The following is a 16,288-nucleotide window of genomic DNA, read 5'->3' on the forward strand; positions in this document are numbered from 1 at the left end:
GACGTTCGCGGAAGGCCGTGGCGGGCGACTGGCGGGCGTGAAGGCCCGATCGTTCAGCGCAGTTCCAGACCGAGGTGCTTCTCCAGTACGGTCGCCTGTTCAGGTGTGGCGAAAAGGTAATGCGTGTCGTAGTTGCTTTCCCGGATGCGCACGAATTGGACCAGGTAGAACCGGCGTGGATCGTCCTCGGGGTCGGGGTTGACGTGGTCGATGAACTCCATGATCGCCAGATGATCCAGGTAGTCATCCGACTCATGCTCGGTCTGTTGGGTCACCACGACGCCGTTGCGCTTGAACTCCAGGATCTCACCGAGCTTCTCGTCCTCACGCAGCCGGACGTCGGTGATGGTGACCGCGCCCTCGGTGAGCGCCTCGGCGTCCGCCAGGATCCACGCGTAGCTCCCCTCGAGGTCGTCGACGTCGTCCCCGTGGGCCGATATCGCCACACCGAACGCTTCGAGGGTGTCCGGCACTTCATGGGGTGGCAGCTCGTTGTGCGCAAACTCGGCGTACTCGGCGAGGACGCGGTCGACCTTCTCCTGCGACACCATGCCCATCCGCGCCAGCAGCGCTCCCACGTGCGCGTACGAGGTCGCCCTGAACCAGATCAGCAGGTCCCGGAGGCTGTCCTCCGTAAGGAACAGGTCCCGCAGGCACCCCAGCGGAATCGCCGCGCCCCCGACCCGCTTGTCCGGCTGGTCGATGAACGGCACCTCGGTCCACGGGCTCTCCCGCGATCCCGGGGCCCCCGGCCCGGCCTCCGGATCGAAGGGGATGTACTGCCACACCGCGCCCTTGACGCGGCGGATCACCTCGCCCAGGTACCAGCAGGCGCCCTGCACGAACGGATCGTCCCGGGCCGCATCGAACTCCTCCGCCGTGGCGAACCGTTGCCGCACCACGGTTTCCAGCCAGTCCAACGTGTCGGGGTGGAAATTCCATCTCCATGCTCCGTTGAACGCGTCCTCGGCCCAGGCGGACAGTGCCTTGCGCCGCTCGTCCAGCCAGGCGGTCAGCACCGGATCCTCAGGCATCGGCACCGTGGGGTCCACCCGCGGTGTGTGCTCCTTGACCGGCTTCCACCCCGGAACCGCGTCCTGCAGCGCGGACACAGCTGCCCGCAGCCGCTCCACCTCATTGGCGAACGCGGTACCGGTGCGGACCCGGAGGGCGTGCGCTATCAGCAACCGCGGTGCAATGGGGGAGAGTTCAAGGTCCGGGTCCGGCCAGACGACCGGCTGACCCGGACGGTCGTCGACCGGCCGGGTGTTCCAGCCCCAGCCACCGCCCGCTGTGCCGAGCAGGACTTCGCCGAGATAGGCCATCGCACTTTCCACGAACTCCGCCCGCTTCTCGGGCTCTTGGACGGAGTCGTGGTGCTCCAGCAGGCGGGCCTCCAAGGTCTCCAGCGACTCGGGGGAGTAGTCGAAGGGAACGCTCCTGTCGAGGAGCACCTTCTCCAACAACAGCAGCTGATACGGCAGATCGCCGATCCACTGCTGAAGCAGCTCCTCCGGGGAGTTTTCCGGCTGTGTCTCAGGCACCATACGGACACTGTAGGGGCGACCACTGACAGCGACCGTGCTCGCAGACGAAGGTCCGCCCGAGGTGACCGACGCGGGCTGCTGAGCCGTCCACCTCCCAGGCGCAGAACGTGGACATACCGGGCATAGGTGTAACGGGCGACGTGGTCGGAGCGGGGGCATGCTTGCAGGTCAGGCGCCTGCGCGGCTGCCGGCAGGTCAGATATCGGCCATGTCTCGGTGCGGCCACGCTTTGGGTAGCGCGGCGCCTCTCCGGCCCTCTGACGTTGACCGAAACCCATGGTCTTAGGTAAGCCTTACCTTCGTTATTTGTCCTTCCCGCCTGGAGCTCGACGTGTCATCGCTGTCCGCAACCACCACCGCCGCAAATCACCCCTCACGGCTGCGGTTGCACGACTCGTGGTGGGCCGTCGGCGCCGCGGGCCTGCTGGCCGTCCTCGCCCTCACCCTCTGCCTGTGGGCCTCCGCCCACCTGCACCCCGACCCGGCGCTGCACACGGCGGCACTCTTCGTCCACCTGGCCTCCATGGCGCTGGGATTCGGCGCGGTCTTGGTGATCGACTACTACGGTCTGCTGTGGCTGACCGGCAGATGCACCCTGGCCGAAGCGCTCACCACGGCCGACCGGCTCCACACGCCGGTCTGGGCGGGCCTCGCGGGCCTGGTCGCCAGCGGCGCCCTGCTCCACCCCGACCTCGGCTCCACCCTCACCCGCACCAAGCTGGCCTTCGTCCTCGTCCTCACCCTCAACGGCCTGCAGGCCCGGGTCCTCGCTCGGCACCTGGCCCGCCCCGCGGCAACCGCGCGCCCTGAGGCACCGGTACTGAGGCCGCGGACCCTGTGGTGGGGCGCCGCCACCGCGGCGGTGTCTCAAATGTGCTGGTGGGGAGCGGTCACCATAGGGTTCCTCAACAGCCGGCACTGAGCGGCGACGTCGTCCGGGGAGAGCGCTGCAATCGGGCGTCCCGGCCCGTCCGGCTCATCCGGCCCGTACAGCTCATCCGGCCTGTCCGGCTCATCCGGCCCCACCGCCCATCATGCGGAGCATGTCGCGTCCGCCCGTACGGAAGAAGCGGAGGAGGAGGACGGCGGCCAGGAGGAGGAAGGCGATGTTGAGCCAGGTGGTGTAGTTCCAAGTGACGCCCTCCATAGGGACCTTGGCGTCGGACTGGTCGGGGATGAGGCCGAGGCCGCCGAAGGCGAACTCCACCGTGTAGCCGGCGATGACGGTGGCGAGGTAGAAGGTGCCGAGGAGGAAGAGGGCCATCCTGGCGCCGTAGTACTTCCGGTAGATGTTGAGGATCGGCAGGATCAGCAGGTCCGCGAAGATGAAGGCGACGACGCCGCCGAAGCTGATGCCGCCCTTCCACAGCACGACCGCGAGCGGGACGTTGCCGATCGAGCAGACGAACGAGGCGATCGCGACCAGCGGGCCGATGACGGGCCCCCACAGTTTGGCGGCCAGTGGGTGGCCCTCGAAGAAGAAGCCGCGCCAGAACGCGTCCGGTACCCAGGCGGCGATGGCACCGGCGATGAGCAGGCCGAGCACCAGGTCCCGGACGATCGCCGCCCACTCCATGACGAACACATGGCTCGTGGCGGTGAGGCCCTCACCGGACACCAGCCGTCGGGCGAAGGAGCCTTCGCGCCGTACGGACATGTCCATCGCGGCGTGGCCCTCCATGGACCCGGACAGGCCGCGTTCGGCCTGCCCGCGCGCCCGCCGCAGGAGCCCGTCAGGCAGCAGCAGGCGGAACAGTGCGGCCAGCACGACGATCATGGCGGGCCCGCCGACGAACTCCGCGGCCGTGAATTGCCAGCCCATGAGCAGCGCGAGGATGACCCCGAGCTCGATGACCAGGTTGGTGGAGGCGATCTCGAAGGCCATGGCGGCGGTGAAGTGCGCGCCCTTGCGGAAGAGGGAGCGGGCCAGCGCGACCGCGGCGTAGGAGCACGAGGAGGACGCCGCGCCCAGGCCGGCGGCGAGCGCGAGGGTGCGGGGCCGGTCGTCGCCCAGCAGCGACACCACGGTGGATTTGCGGACGACCGCCTGGACCACGGCGGACAGGGCGAAGCCCAGGATCAGGGCCCAGGTGATCTCCCAGGTCATGGAACCGGCGATCGACAGCGCATGCAGTACGGAGTGGACCATCCCTGAAGCCTTCCCGCGGCAGTACGGGACAGGGGTGATCGACACGGCTGACGGGGCGGGCGCGGGTGGCCGGTGTCGGGTCGCGGGTGCCGGGAGGGGGTGCCGGGAGGAGCGTGCCAGGCGCCGGGCGGCGGCTCGCCGGGACGGCCTTCGAGCAGGCAGATTCCGGCCCGCAGAGCGTCACGTACCCGAGCCGCCCGAGCCGGCCCCGCCACCAGAGCCGAGCACGCCGCCCGAGCCGTCCTTGCCGTCCGAGCCGCTCCGGTCGGCCGGTGCGTCCTCCAGCAGCTGGGGTCCGTTGTTGCGGACGTCGTTTACGGCGGGGGAGACCGCGCGGGCATTGAGGTGGCCGTCGGCGGGGGTGGTCAGGAGGGCGCGTAGCTCTTCGGGGTCCTGGTGGGCGGGGTCGAGCCAGGCGTCGTAGTGGGTGGGGGCGATGGCCAGCGGCATGCGGGGGTGTACCCGTCCGGCCGCATCGGTGGCCTCGGTGGTGATGATGGTGCAGGTCGTCCACCACGCCGCCGGATCGTCGTCGGCCACGTCCGGGTCGCGCCAGAACTCGTACAGTCCCGCCATCGCCATCGGCTGCCCGTCCTCGGGGCTGATGAAGTACGGCTGCTTGCGCGGCTTGGCCCTGCCCTCCGTCGGGACCGCCTGCCACTCGTAGAAGCCGTCCGCGGGCAGCAGACAGCGGCGCCTGGCGAAGGCACGGCGGTAGGCCGGCTTCTCGTGGACGGTCTCCATCCGCGCATTGATCATCTTCGCGCCGACGTCCACGCTCTTCGCCCAGGACGGCACCAGCCCCCACCGCAGCGCCCGCAGCTGCCGCGCCACCTCGCCCGTCTCCCGATCAGGGCGCTCCAGCACCGCCCACACGTCATCGGTGGGCGCGACGTTCCAGCTCGGCGCCAGCAGCTGCTCCGGGTTCCACCGGCTGACGTGAAACAGCCCGGCCAGGTCCTGCGGGCTGCGCGTGGCAACGTATCGACCGCACATACCCCCACTGTGGCATGGGTGCCCCATGAGGTGTGTGCTAACGCTTGTGGCGTTTGGTCCTTACTATGGCGTGCCGTCCCCTACCGGGTGAGCGATCACTCCCAGGTCGCGGATTCCGGGTCGACGCCGTGGGTCTCGGCATTGGCGAAGATGGCGTCGCGCAGCCAGACGGTCAGGCCCGGGGCGAGCGCGTCGTAGTACTCGGCATAGCCGGGTTCGCTGACGTACAACCGCCCGATACACACCTGCCTCGGGTGCGGACAGTCGAAGTACGTGGAGATCAGCGCGCGGTGTCGTTCTGCGAGGACATTCGCCTCGGCGGAACCCGGGGCGACGCCGGCACGGCACGCAGCGGCGAGGTCTGCGTTCAGGGCCTCGGTCGCGACCGCGACCCCCTTCCAGTCCTCCGGTGTCATCTCGGCTGCCCGCTCGGCGTATTGCGCCCATTGGGCGCTGTCGCCCCATCGTTCCTCGGCTTCCTCCACCCTGGCGGGCTGCCAGTCGGCACCGAAGATTTCGACCTGCTGCTCCGGAGTCAATCGCATCCCCGTCTTGGACGCCGCCAGCATGCGATCGACTGCGTCGACCATCTTCTGCAGACGGGAAATGCGCTCCGTGAGTTGTGACCGCTGCCGACGCAGGTGGTCGCGCGCATGGGTGTCAGGGTCGTCCAGAATCCGTCCGATGTCGGCGAGCGGAATCCCAAGCTCCCTGTAGACCAGGACCCGGTGGATACGGGCGACATCGTCGCCGGAGTAGACCCGGTAGCCGGCCCAGGTGCGGCCGCTCGGGCGGACGAGTTCGATCGCGTCCCAGTGATGCAGCGTCTTCACGCTGACCCCGACCAGCGCAGCCGTTCGGCCAACGGTGAGGCCCTCGGGGCCAATCGGTTCGGCGCCTTCCGCGAGAAGTGCCGATTCCCACTCGTGGGCATCGCTCTGCATCGACTCAGCCTCTCACGTCATCTCACGTCGTCGAAAGCGAGCCCTAGCCATGCATGACGCGGCCGGAGCGGCCGGAGGCCACCATCCCTGCCTGACCGCATGGGCGACCGGCCGACTGACTGATCCACCATCCGCCTCCGCGCAGGCGGAATTTGCCGACTCGGTAGAATGTGCGATATGGCGAAACACCTGTTATTCGTGACCCTTGCCGGGCACGGGCATGTCAACCCCACCCTCCCGCTGGTCGAGGAACTCGTGCGGCGTGGACACCGAGTGGACTACGCCACCAGCGCGGAACACTCCGAAGCGGTCATCCGGGCGGGCGCGCGCTGGGTGGAGCTGCCGCCGTGGGAACTGCTGACGCCACCGCGCGAGTTCGGCCCCGCCGACATCGCGAACTTCATGCGTCACATGTTCACGGCGATGAGCTCGGCCTACCCCATACTGCACGAGCACTGCCTCAACGACTTGCCGGACGCGATCTGTTACGACGCGATGAACTGGTCGGCCCGCGTCGTCGCCGAGAAGCTGGGCATTCCCGCCGTCCGCTGCATCCCCAACTTCGCCTCCAACGAGACGTTTTCGCTCTTCGCCAACTTCATGCGAAGCCACGGCGGCGGCGGAAACACCGACTCGAACGCCGACACCGACTCCAGCGCCCCCGTCAATCCCTTCACCGCGGCCCTCGGCCCCGAGTGCGCGGAATTCTCCGCCGAACACGGTGTTGAGCTCGACCCGGAACACCTCATGGATGTGACGGAGAAGCTCAACCTGGTCTTCATACCGCGGGAATTCCAGCCGGCGGGGGACTCCTTCGACGAACGCTTCCACTTCATCGGCCCCTCGCTGGGCAGCCGCGAACAGGACGAACCGTGGTCGCCCGCGGACCCCGACGCCCCCGTGCTGTTCATCTCACTGGGCACGGTCTTCAACGACCGTCCCGAGTTCTACCGCGCCTGCATCGAGGCATTCGGCCAGGGCCCGTACCAAGTGGCCATGACCGTGGGTAATGTGGACCTCGCCGAACTCGGCGACATTCCGCCCACCATCGACGTACGCCCCCGCTTTCCGCAACCGGCCGTGCTCCGCCATGCGGCCGCCTTCGTCTCCCACACCGGCATGAACTCCACGATGGAGGCGCTGTATTACGGGGTCGGCCTGATAGCCGTCCCACAGATGCCCGAGCAGGCGGCCAACGCCGGGCGCGTGCAGGAACTGGGGCTCGGTGAGCAACTGGACGCTGCGACGGTGACGGCTGAGTCGTTGCGCGCCGCGGTCGCCCGCGTCGCCTCCGACCCCACAGTACGCGCCAACCTCGACCGGATGCGCAAGGTCGTCCGGGAGAGCGGCGGCGCGGCCCGCGGCGCGGACGTGATCGAGGACTATCTGCGCTGACCGCACCGCACTCACCGCTGATCACTGCGGAGCACGGCTGACACCTACCGGCAGCTGCTGACCGCTACGACGTGAACCAGCCCAACGGGCCGGGTCCGGCCCAACTGGGCGGCTGACCACGTCAGTTGAGGTCCTCCCGTCGGTCGAGGGTGGGGGTGTGCAACGGGCGACATCTCCAGCACCCGTTGCACACCCCGCCCTTCAGGGATGAACCCCTCGCTCCACTGCGCCTGCCCTGTCCGGCGGTCAGCTATGCGCCTTGGTTTGGACAAGGGCGGCATTACCTCAGACGGGGACAGGCTCCGCGCCGGGAGCTCTGTCGAAGCGCTCCAGGCGCTTGATCAGGCGGCGTACGAGGAGCAGCGGGAGCACGCCGAAGACGCCGAACGACATGTCGAGGACCGACCACCAGAAGGGGATCCCCCGGACCGGCCCGCAGATGAGGGCGAGCGGGACGATTCCGGCGCAGGCGATCATGCCGAACTCGATGACCCAGATATTGCGCACGGGATCGCGGTACGGCCCGTAGAAGGCGACGGCGATGACGAGGTGGGCGAAGGCCAACCAGTCGGTGCCGTACAGCACGAACGGGTACTTCGCGTCGGTGGCGTCGAGGCCGTCGCGGACACGCTCGATCCAGTCGGCGAGCCCCGGGAGCGTCTCGCCGACGGACGAGGCCCACGACGTCAGGGCGCCATGGACCAGGTGCAGCTCGGTGACGAGGGGAAAGGCCGTGAGCCCGCTCAGCACCAGGCAGATGATGAAGATGACCAGCCACACGCGTATGCGCCGTAGTAGCGCTCTTCGCTCGCTCATGCCCGGAGCGTACGCCAGGGTTTACCGCGCCTTTACCTCGCCCTGGCGGGTCCGTCGCCGACTGCGTACGGGATGATGGTGGCGGTGTGCCCGGCGGCCGGGCGTCGTGGTGCTGCTGGCTCTCGTCGTGGGGTGGGTCGGGTCCGACGGCGGTCAGCGGGCCGGGAAAATGCGTCGAATATGGAATCGATCTTTGACAGGGTCATGGACGCCTTGCACACGCCGCGAAAGGAATGTCCGTGCCTCGTGCCGTCACGTTGATCCGTTCCGCCTCCCTGTCCGATGTCGCCGAGTACGCCTACGCGGCCACGGCCCCCGCTGAGTCCCGCCTGATCTTCCTCGCCGGGGCGTGCCCGTTGAACGAGGACGGTTCCACCGCGGCGATCGGGGACGTCGCCGGGCAGGCGGCCAAGGCCGTCGAGAACCTGCGGACCGCGCTGGCCGACGCCGGGGCGGAGTTGCACGACGTCATCAGCACCCGCGTTCTGGTCGCCTCCCACCGCCAGGAGGATCTGGTCGCGGCCTGGGAGGTGGTCCGGGACGTGTTCGGTGACCATGACGTTCCCAGCACGCTGATGGGCGTCACCGTGCTCGGCTACCACGACCAGCTCGTGGAGATCGAGGCCGTCGCCGCCGTCCTCGATTCCTGAACCCGCGGCGCAAGAGGGCCGCAAGGGCCCGGTGACCGATCTGCCCAGTGACCGTTGCACCCGGCGACCGATGTCCGGTGAGAGATGTCGGCGCCGGTTGAATCCTTTTTCAACTTTCCTCCGTATACGTGATTGATGGATGGTTCAAGGGGGGCTTTGCGGAGGGGGACCGAGAAGGGAAGAGCATGGGAGTCCTCGAAAACCTGGCTCCCGCGCTGAGCCACAGCCGTCGTGACCGCTCGACGACGGGCAGGCGCAGGGACACGACCGAAGACGACCACGATCGCCGTCGGCGTCGGCGTCGGCGTCATGGAGGACACCGTGGTCACGACAGCAGTCACGGATGAAGGTAGGTGCTGAACACTCCTGCTGACTCTCGGCGGCCGGGCCCTGGCCCGGCCGCATCAGTCGGTGCGGCTGAGGCGTGAGGTGATATGAGCAGTGCGCGGCCGATCGCTTCCTCCCCCGGTGGCGCGCAAGGCGAAGCCGGGGGAAAGAAGAAGACACGCCCTTCGGAGCGTCCTACGGAGCATCCTTCCCAGCGCCCTTCCCTGCGTTCGTCCGCCACATTCACGGACGGGATCCCCTACGGAACCGAGGACGGAACCACCGGCGGCCTCGTCGAGCCCGCTCCGCCGGTGGCCCTGCGGGACATATTCCGGCGCTTCTGGCCGTACACGCGGGGCGGTCGGCGCTGGCTGGTGGTGATCCTGGCCTTCGTCGTGCTGGGCCCGGTGGTCGACGCGGCCGAGATCTGGCTCTTCAAGATCGTCATCGACGACATGCTGGTCCCGCGCAATCTGCACCTGCTCCTGCCGATCGCCCTCGCCTACCTCGCGTTCACGTTCTTCGCCGGCGTCCTCGCCTTCGCCGACGAGGTGACCTCCACCTGGGTCAGTGAACGCTTCCTGCTGGCCCTGCGCTCCGATCTCTTCCGCCACGTCGAAGGCCTGTCACTGGGATTCTTCGAGCGGCGGCGGCTCGGGGACGTGCTCTCCCGCGTGACCGGGGACGTCGACGCGGTCGAGACGTTCCTGCTCTCCGGGATCGTCAGCGCGATCGCCCAGGTGATGCGGCTCGGGATCTTCCTCGGCGTGCTGTTCTACCTCCGGTGGGAGCTGACCGTCCTCGCCCTCGTCATCGCGCCGCTGTTCTGGTGGACCGCCCGGCGCTTCTCCCGGCGGGTGAAGGCCGCCTCGCGGGAACGGCGGCGCCGCAGCGGCTCGGTCAGCGCGGTCACCGAAGAGGCCCTCGGCAACATCGTCCTCGTGCAGGCGTACAACCGGCAGCGGTGGGAGCACGGCAGGTTCGAGCGCGAGAACCTCGGCCGGTTCCGGGCGGCCATGGCGTCGGCCCGCATCGGTGCGGTGTACGCCACGGTCATCGACGTCATCGAGCTGGCCGGCGCGCTGCTCGTGATGGGCCTGGGCACCTGGGAGCTGACCCAGGGCCGCCTCACCCTGGGCGGCCTGATGGTGTTCCTCACCCTGCTGAGCAGGCTCTACAGCCCGATCCGCGGCATCTCCGGCCTCAGCAACACCTTCTACTCGGCGTCCGCCGCCGCGGAGCGGATCATCGAACTGCTCGACCAGCGGCCCCAGGTCGTCCAGACCACGGCCCCCCGGGAGCTCGGGCACGCGCGCGGTGAGATCCGGTTCGACGACATCTCCTTCCGGTATCCGGGGACGACCAGGCCGGCCCTCTCCCACGTCTCCTTCAGCGTCGCCCCGGGGGAGACCCTGGCACTGGTGGGGGCGAGCGGAGCCGGGAAGTCGACCGTCGCCAAGCTGCTGCTCCGCTTCTACGACCCGGATCACGGAACCGTCCGCCTCGACGGGAACGACCTTCGTGATCTGCGCCTGGACGACCTACGGAACAACGTCGCCGTACTGCTCCAGGAGACCTTGGTCTTCCACGGCACGGTGCGCGACAACATCGCCTACGGCCGCCCCGACGCGAGCGAGGACGACATCGTCGCGGCAGCTCACGCCGCGGACGCACACGGCTTCATCAGCCAACTTCCCGAGGGCTACGACACCGTGGTGGGCCAGCGCGGCCGGCTGCTCTCCGGCGGACAGCGACAGCGCCTCGCCATCGCCCGCGCCATGATCCGTAACGCTCCCCTCCTCATCCTCGACGAGCCGACCACCGGCCTCGACGCGGAATCAGGCCGGCGCATCCTCGAACCACTGCGCCTGTTGATGAGCGGTCGCACCACGATCCTCATCTCCCACAACCTGCTCACCGTCCGCGACGCCACCCAGATCGTGCTCCTTGAGGACGGCCGCATCGCCGACCACGGCACGCACGACCAGTTGCTCAGCCGCAGCGCGTCGTATGCCCGGCTCTACCGGCTGCACGGGCCCGGCGGCCCGCCGATGGCCGAGGTGCTGCGATGAGCCGTACGCCGCCCCCCAAGACACCGCCGCTGACGGCCGGAACGACCGTGGCCCCGGGCTACGAGATCCTTGCCCACCTCTGCCGCACCGGTGGGCTGGACCTCTACGACGCCTGGAGCCAGGAGCGGGAGTGCCGATGCGTCGTGAAAGTGCTGCGTCCGGACCGACAAGGCGAGCAGAGGCTGCGCGAGCGACTGCTGCAAGAGGGCCACTGGCTCCAGACCTTCACCCACCCACACCTGGTCCGCGCCTACGAAACGGGCGAAACCCCGGAACCGTACGTCGTATTGGAGACGCTCACCGGCGAGACCCTGGCCCACCTCGTCGATCGCCGACAGCGCCGCCTGGCCACCAACGACCTCGCCCTGCTCGGCCTGCACCTGTGCTCGGCGCTCCACTACCTGCACGGCAAGGGCCTGCTGCACCTGGACATCAAGCCGTCCAACATCGTGGTCGGCTGCCGGCGCGCAAAGGTCCTCGACCTGAGCATCGCCCGCCCACCCGGCCCCGCCCCGCCGGGCGTCGGCACCTTCTGCTACCTCGCCCCCGAGCAGGCGCGCGGCGGAACGCTCACCCCCGCGACCGACGTCTGGGGCCTCGGCAGCACGCTGTACGAGGCTGCCACCGGCGCCGTCCCCTTCGACGACACCGACACCGACACGGACACCGAGAGCGGCAGCGGCACCGACAGCGGCAGCGGCACCGGATCAGGCACCGACGCCGAGACCGATCGGTACCCTCAGCTCGACGAACGAGCCCCGTCCGTCAGCACACGCCGGCGACTGCCCCACTCCCTCGCCGCGGCGATCGACAGCTGTTTGTCCCCCGACCCGCGCGCCCGGCCCTCACTCGCCCAACTCGCAGCGGTACTGGACGGTGTGCTGCCACACGGTCGACGCGGAGTGCCGGCCCAGCCATCGCCGACGATCATGAACCATTCACCAGGCTCGTTACGTACACCAGACACCACACACCAAACACAACACCGAGCACAGACATCAAACACAGACACCGAACACAGATACAGACACCAGACACCGGCACATCCGGGAGGCCCCGATGCCTTCTCGCCCAGCTGAGGCTTCGCTGAGGGGAGTTGCCGCCGTCTGCGCGCTCCTCAGCGCGGTCGCTCATCTCCTCCTCGTCCCCGAACATCTCAAAGAAGTGCCGTACATGGGAATCCTGTTCCTCACCGGCAGTGTGGCGCTTCTCGTCGCTGCGGCAGGTCTTGCGCGGCGGAACCCCGTACCGGCGTGGCTGCTCGGCACATTGGTCAGCGGTGGCATGGTTCTCGGCTTCGCGTTGTCCCGTACCGTCGGGCTGCCCAACTACCAGGAAGAAGGCTGGGACCCCCCTTACGGCGTCCTGTGCATGGTCGCCGAAGTGGCCTTCATCATCACCTTCGTCGCCTGGTGCGGCGTCGCAAAGACGCGGACCCCGCCCGCTGAGGTCACCCGCCCCACCGCATCCGTGCACGCTGGGTAGCCACAGCCGGTACGTCGTGTCCACGCCGGCATGTCGTGACCGCGCCAGCGGAGCCGTTGCCCCGAGAGAGAATGAATGCGTGGTCTTCCGTAACCGCAGGGCAATCCCCTGGCCGGGGCGGACCGTACCTAAGGGTATGCAGAAGTTGCAGCTCCCAGTCGGACGTATCCCCGACGAGGCGCTGCTGGCTGGCCTGGCCACGGGGGATCCGGAGCTCGCCGTCACGTTCGTACGGCGATTCCAGCACACGGTCCTCGGCGTCGCGCTCGCGGTCACCCGCGATCCGCAGCTCGCCGAGGACATCGCCCAGCAGACCTTCGAGCGTGCGTGGCGGCATGCGCAGGTCTACGACTCACGCCGCGGATCGGTGACGACCTGGTTGACGACCATCGCCCACAACCTCGCCATCGACGCCGTCCGGTCGCGTCGGCCGGAGCCGGTGGCCCCCGAGGACCTCGACGCGCTCCTCGGCGCGGTGACCGACACCCCCGAGGACCGGGCGCTCGCAGACGAGGCGTCGGCCGCCCTTCGGGCCGCGGTGGCGCAGTTGCCGGGCGAGCAGGCCCGTGCCCTGGTGATGGCGGGCATCTACGGAATGACCGCGCAGCAGATCGCCGACCGGGAGCACATCCCACTCGGCACCGCCAAGACACGGATCCGGACCGCCATGGGCAAACTGCGGACCACTCTCACCTCACCGAACCCGGCCCCTCCGCACCCGACACATTCCGAAGCTACGAATCCCGCCGATTCGCATCCCGCGCCTCCGAAGCGAGGCGGCCATGAATGAGGCGGCCATGAACAAGGACCTGACCTGCGAACAGCTGCACGAGATCGGTGCCGAGCTGGCCCTTGGCGTGCTCTCGGGCCGGGAGCGGGCCGAGGCGGCCGTTCATCTGGACCGTTGCGCGGAGTGCCGGGAGTACATCGAGCAGCTCGCCCTCGTCGGCGACGGGCTGCTGTCCCTCCTGCCCGGCAGCGAGCCGCCGGCCGGCTTCGAAAGCCGGGTGGCGCGGCGGCTGACCCAGGTGCAGGCCGCACGTGACGGACGCGAGAACGCGCGCGGCGCCGCGCTGCGGCCCACGCGGGTCCGCAGAGGCGTACGGCTACGGGTCGCGTCCGCCGCGGCCGTGATCGCGCTGGGCTTTGGGTTCGGCGGCTGGGCCGTCGGTACGGCCATCGAAAACCTGGCCGCCGGCCCTGCACCGCCCGTCCAGACCGCGGCGGGAATGCTGCGGGCGAATCTGACCGCAGGCGGTACGGACCATCGACAACCGGTCGGCGAAATCTACGCCCACTCCGGACCGCGCGGCTGGGTCTTCATGTCCGTCGATCTTGCCGACGCCGGTATCCGGTACAGCGGAAAGGTCATCTGCACACTGGAGCGTACCGACGGCACCACCGTCCGACTCGGCACCTTCAGCCTCCGCGGCGGCTACGCCTACTGGGGTGCCCCGACCTCCGTGAACCCCTCCACGCTCTCGGGCGCCCGCCTGACCGCGACCGATGGCCACGTCCTTGCCACCGCGCACTTCACCGGGCGGTGATCACTCCCGGCGGAGCAGCCCCGCCCGGGGACAACAGCCGATGCGGCCTCACCCAGAGAAAGCGACGCCGGAACGGGACGCGAGAAAGTGACGCCGGAACGGGACGAGAAAGTGACGCTGCGTCCGATCCGGTGACACCGTGCATAGCGGAGTGCTGCTACGGGGATGCCATGCGGGCCGGAACCGGTCTTCAGAAGGGCATGATCATGCAGGTCAGCGTAGGGGACAGACTGCTCATTCACGGGCGCATCGTCGGGCAGCGCGACCGGACTGCCGAAGTCATCGAGGTGCTGGGATCAAACGGCAGCCCACCGTATCGGGTGCGCTTCGAGGACGGTCACGAGACCATCATGTCCCCGGGCCCGGACACCGTGGTCCGGCCTTTCGCAACCGGAGCATGAGGCCGTCGCGGCGTTGAGGCGCCGGTGGAGGAGGGGGCGGCTGGGCGGCTTGCGTACAAGGCTCGGGTGAGGGTTGAGGTCCGGGTAAGGTAGCGCTCTTCGGGCGGCGCGAGCCCCTGGAGTCACCAAGGTGTCTCCCATGAACCTTCGGCCCGTGGCAGCCCGTTCCGACGCCGCGACAGGCATCGTTTGGCGGCTGCCCGCCGTCGATGCCGTGCGAGGGTGGCGGGCCCTGTGGTGGAACGTAGGGCCCGCCGGGGAACTGGCGGTCCTGCTGGTTCACCGGAGGCAGCTGAGCCGCTCTCGCTACGTCAAGGGATGGATCGGGTGGGGGCCGGAAGCCCCGTTCAGCGGTGAGCTGGTCACCGTCACGGCACAGGGAGAGCGGCGCACGCCGTGGGAGAGCATCCCGATCCGACCCAGTCACCTGGTCCTGCTTCCGGAATCGCGATTCCTCGTGGCCGCCGGCCGCACCGTCAGGACCAAGACGGAGGAGGGGGCGACCGAGGGCGACTGGATACCCAACGCCGTGGTGTTGTCGCCCTCAGGGAAACCCGAAGGCGCATTCTGCATCGGCGATGACATCTCCACTCTGGTCGCCGACCGCCACGGGGGAATCTGGGCGGCCTACGGAGACGAGGGCATCTACGGCGGCCACCCGGAGTCAGCGGCCGGTATGGCCGGCTGGAATGCCGAGGGCCATGCGATATGGGTGCCCGAAGGGCGGCTCCCCGCCCACCCGTTGCAAGGTTGTACTGCCGCCACCGAGGGCGAACGGGTGTGGCTGGTTTGGTACTCGGGCGGCGGACGCGGTGCCGGCACGTATCTGACCCGGATCACCCCGTCCACCGGCGAAGCGACCAGCTACCGCAGCCCGGTCGCCAACCCGGACGGGTTCGCCGTCCGCGGCCATCGCGCCGTGCTGACCGTCCGCAATCACCACCAGCGGTCCGTCGAACTCATCCGTGCCGAGCTCGACGACACCACCGTTTCTGCCGGCCCCACCTGCCCCGAGACCCCCAACACCCCCAACGGCCCCAACACCCCCACATGGACGGTGACCAGCCGTCGTAAGCTCCGCGTGCCCGGACGGGTCGTCATGCGCTGCGGCCAAGGCCGCGACGGCGTCCTGTGGCTCCGAACGGGGGACACCTGGCTGCGCATGGAGGCGTGAATCATGGCCGCTTGCCCGTGAGCAGCCTCAGACACCTTCGCTCCCCGTCCCTGTCCTCCCCGTTCGCGTTACCGCGAGCAGAGCCATGTCATCGTCGATGCGACCTCTGGCGTGGCGGTTCGCCTCGGTGAGCAGGCTGTCGAGGAGTGCGTCCGGTCCAGGGAAGATCAGGCAGCGCATGCCGTACGGGGTGTTCTGCGCGCCGTACAGGTCACCGCCGATCTGTGCGTCCTTCACGGCCGCCTGGTAGCGCACGGCGATCCGCAGCGGTCCGATCGAGGTCGGCAGTTTCGGCAGCACGGCACGCTGGACGGCGAGCGCGATTCTGCGGGCGGACTGCAGACGCACGTTGCTGTAGTACATGAGGCGGTTGACGATGACGGCGAAGGCCGAGACGGTCGCGACCGCTGCCAGCTCGCTCTGCCCGCCCGAATCGTCGATGAACCCGAAGTGGGTGAGCAGCGCGAAATCGGCGGCGCAGGCAGCGAGGCATGCCAGTACCGTCGCGCGCAGCGACAGCAGGGCGGCGGCCGTCATCGGCGCGGCCGTATAGAACGCCTCTCCGCTGAAGTGGGGAGAGGTGTGGTAATCGAGGAGCGCACCGACGACGAGCACGACGGCGGGCAGCAGCCGGAGGTGGCGCAGACACCAGCGCCTGACGCTCCAGCGTCTGACCGTGGTGCGCCCCGCACTCGGTGCCCTCACGTACCCGCTCCCGCTCTGTCGTGCTGGAGATCACGCTCCAGGATCCTCGGGCCGGATCGCGGCTGCCACTCGTGGCGGGG

General features: G+C 68.9%; 16 protein-coding genes. 10 read left to right on the forward strand and 6 right to left on the reverse strand.

The window, feature by feature from the left end:
* Nucleotides 1-53: 53 nt before the first annotated feature.
* Nucleotides 54-1,547 carry a hypothetical protein gene (locus IG62_RS44235; RefSeq protein WP_051797615.1) on the reverse strand — a complete coding sequence of 498 codons (1,494 nt, stop codon included), beginning with the start codon at nucleotides 1,545-1,547 and terminating at the stop codon, nucleotides 54-56.
* 331 nt (nucleotides 1,548-1,878) lie between these two features.
* On the opposite strand from IG62_RS44235, the gene IG62_RS0105010 reads away from it, so the two are divergent.
* Entirely contained in the window at nucleotides 1,879-2,469 is a 591-nt protein-coding gene (locus IG62_RS0105010; protein WP_199812411.1) for a hypothetical protein, read from the forward strand.
* A gap of 90 nt (nucleotides 2,470-2,559) precedes the next feature.
* Here the strand turns inward: IG62_RS0105010 and IG62_RS0105015 are convergent, their stop codons facing one another.
* From IG62_RS0105015 to IG62_RS0105025, 3 genes are all read right to left on the reverse strand, one after another.
* Nucleotides 2,560-3,696, reverse strand: coding sequence for a permease (locus IG62_RS0105015; RefSeq protein ID WP_030798045.1), 1,137 nt, complete (start codon nucleotides 3,694-3,696; stop codon nucleotides 2,560-2,562).
* Between the two features lie 180 nt (nucleotides 3,697-3,876).
* On the reverse strand, nucleotides 3,877-4,692 hold the full coding sequence (locus IG62_RS0105020; RefSeq protein WP_078871818.1) for an SOS response-associated peptidase: 816 nt from the start codon (nucleotides 4,690-4,692) through the stop codon (nucleotides 3,877-3,879).
* A 95-nt stretch (nucleotides 4,693-4,787) separates the two neighbouring features.
* Entirely contained in the window at nucleotides 4,788-5,636 is an 849-nt protein-coding gene (locus IG62_RS0105025) for a MerR family transcriptional regulator (RefSeq protein WP_051797617.1), read from the reverse strand.
* Nucleotides 5,637-5,813: 177 nt separating this feature from the next.
* On the opposite strand from IG62_RS0105025, the gene IG62_RS0105030 reads away from it, so the two are divergent.
* Entirely contained in the window at nucleotides 5,814-7,031 is a 1,218-nt protein-coding gene (locus IG62_RS0105030) for a macrolide family glycosyltransferase (RefSeq protein ID WP_030798053.1), read from the forward strand.
* A gap of 285 nt (nucleotides 7,032-7,316) precedes the next feature.
* Here IG62_RS0105030 and IG62_RS0105035 read toward each other — a convergent pair whose 3' ends face one another.
* Nucleotides 7,317-7,847, reverse strand: a complete 531-nt coding sequence (locus IG62_RS0105035; RefSeq protein WP_030798056.1) for a hypothetical protein — start codon at nucleotides 7,845-7,847, stop codon at nucleotides 7,317-7,319.
* A 239-nt stretch (nucleotides 7,848-8,086) separates the two neighbouring features.
* On the opposite strand from IG62_RS0105035, the gene IG62_RS0105040 reads away from it, so the two are divergent.
* The 8 genes from IG62_RS0105040 (at nucleotide 8,087) to IG62_RS48330 (ending at nucleotide 15,503) form a co-directional block, all read left to right on the forward strand.
* On the forward strand, nucleotides 8,087-8,497 hold the full coding sequence (locus IG62_RS0105040; RefSeq protein ID WP_030798058.1) for a RidA family protein: 411 nt from the start codon (nucleotides 8,087-8,089) through the stop codon (nucleotides 8,495-8,497).
* 638 nt (nucleotides 8,498-9,135) lie between these two features.
* Nucleotides 9,136-10,896 carry an ABC transporter ATP-binding protein gene (locus IG62_RS0105045; protein ID WP_199812412.1) on the forward strand — a complete coding sequence of 587 codons (1,761 nt, stop codon included), beginning with the start codon at nucleotides 9,136-9,138 and terminating at the stop codon, nucleotides 10,894-10,896.
* Nucleotides 10,893-11,975: a serine/threonine-protein kinase gene (locus IG62_RS0105050; protein ID WP_063755330.1), complete on the forward strand. Its 1,083-nt coding sequence runs from the start codon at nucleotides 10,893-10,895 to the stop codon at nucleotides 11,973-11,975. The genes IG62_RS0105045 and IG62_RS0105050 overlap by 4 nt, the downstream gene beginning before the upstream one ends.
* Before the next feature lie 94 nt (nucleotides 11,976-12,069).
* Nucleotides 12,070-12,381: a hypothetical protein gene (locus IG62_RS43075; protein ID WP_158794982.1), complete on the forward strand. Its 312-nt coding sequence runs from the start codon at nucleotides 12,070-12,072 to the stop codon at nucleotides 12,379-12,381.
* Nucleotides 12,382-12,517: 136 nt separating this feature from the next.
* Nucleotides 12,518-13,171 (forward strand): RNA polymerase sigma factor, encoded by a 654-nt coding sequence (locus IG62_RS0105065; protein WP_037837762.1) that lies wholly within the window; start codon nucleotides 12,518-12,520, stop codon nucleotides 13,169-13,171.
* 7 nt (nucleotides 13,172-13,178) lie between these two features.
* Nucleotides 13,179-13,928: a hypothetical protein gene (locus IG62_RS0105070; protein WP_030798070.1), complete on the forward strand. Its 750-nt coding sequence runs from the start codon at nucleotides 13,179-13,181 to the stop codon at nucleotides 13,926-13,928.
* Nucleotides 13,929-14,134: 206 nt separating this feature from the next.
* A complete protein-coding gene (locus IG62_RS0105075) occupies nucleotides 14,135-14,329 on the forward strand; it encodes a DUF1918 domain-containing protein (RefSeq protein WP_030798072.1) in 195 nt (64 codons plus the stop codon).
* A gap of 139 nt (nucleotides 14,330-14,468) precedes the next feature.
* A complete protein-coding gene (locus IG62_RS48330; protein ID WP_234326279.1) occupies nucleotides 14,469-15,503 on the forward strand; it encodes a hypothetical protein in 1,035 nt (344 codons plus the stop codon).
* A 27-nt stretch (nucleotides 15,504-15,530) separates the two neighbouring features.
* On the opposite strand, the gene IG62_RS0105085 is transcribed toward IG62_RS48330, so the two are convergent.
* On the reverse strand, nucleotides 15,531-16,208 hold the full coding sequence (locus tag IG62_RS0105085; RefSeq protein WP_234326281.1) for a hypothetical protein: 678 nt from the start codon (nucleotides 16,206-16,208) through the stop codon (nucleotides 15,531-15,533).
* Nucleotides 16,209-16,288 lie beyond the last annotated feature (80 nt).

Origin of the sequence: Streptomyces sp. NRRL S-337, from assembly GCF_000720175.1 — a bacterium.
Lineage (GTDB): Bacteria > Actinomycetota > Actinomycetes > Streptomycetales > Streptomycetaceae > Streptomyces > Streptomyces siderophoricus.

What these genes read in the sequence shown, in the direction of transcription:
- IG62_RS0105050 (WP_063755330.1), top strand. Translation starts at nt 10,893, where the DNA reads ATGAGCCGTACGCCGCCCCCCAAGACACCGCCGCTGACGGCCGGAACG.
- IG62_RS0105070 (WP_030798070.1), top strand. Translation starts at nt 13,179, where the DNA reads ATGAACAAGGACCTGACCTGCGAACAGCTGCACGAGATCGGTGCCGAG.
- IG62_RS0105065 (WP_037837762.1), top strand. Translation starts at nt 12,518, where the DNA reads ATGCAGAAGTTGCAGCTCCCAGTCGGACGTATCCCCGACGAGGCGCTG.
- IG62_RS48330 (WP_234326279.1), top strand. Translation starts at nt 14,469, where the DNA reads ATGAACCTTCGGCCCGTGGCAGCCCGTTCCGACGCCGCGACAGGCATC.
- IG62_RS0105015 (WP_030798045.1), bottom strand. Translation starts at nt 3,696, where the DNA reads ATGGTCCACTCCGTACTGCATGCGCTGTCGATCGCCGGTTCCATGACC.
- IG62_RS0105020 (WP_078871818.1), bottom strand. Translation starts at nt 4,692, where the DNA reads ATGTGCGGTCGATACGTTGCCACGCGCAGCCCGCAGGACCTGGCCGGG.
- IG62_RS0105025 (WP_051797617.1), bottom strand. Translation starts at nt 5,636, where the DNA reads ATGCAGAGCGATGCCCACGAGTGGGAATCGGCACTTCTCGCGGAAGGC.
- IG62_RS0105035 (WP_030798056.1), bottom strand. Translation starts at nt 7,847, where the DNA reads ATGAGCGAGCGAAGAGCGCTACTACGGCGCATACGCGTGTGGCTGGTC.
- IG62_RS43075 (WP_158794982.1), top strand. Translation starts at nt 12,070, where the DNA reads ATGGGAATCCTGTTCCTCACCGGCAGTGTGGCGCTTCTCGTCGCTGCG.
- IG62_RS44235 (WP_051797615.1), bottom strand. Translation starts at nt 1,547, where the DNA reads ATGGTGCCTGAGACACAGCCGGAAAACTCCCCGGAGGAGCTGCTTCAG.
- IG62_RS0105030 (WP_030798053.1), top strand. Translation starts at nt 5,814, where the DNA reads ATGGCGAAACACCTGTTATTCGTGACCCTTGCCGGGCACGGGCATGTC.
- IG62_RS0105075 (WP_030798072.1), top strand. Translation starts at nt 14,135, where the DNA reads ATGCAGGTCAGCGTAGGGGACAGACTGCTCATTCACGGGCGCATCGTC.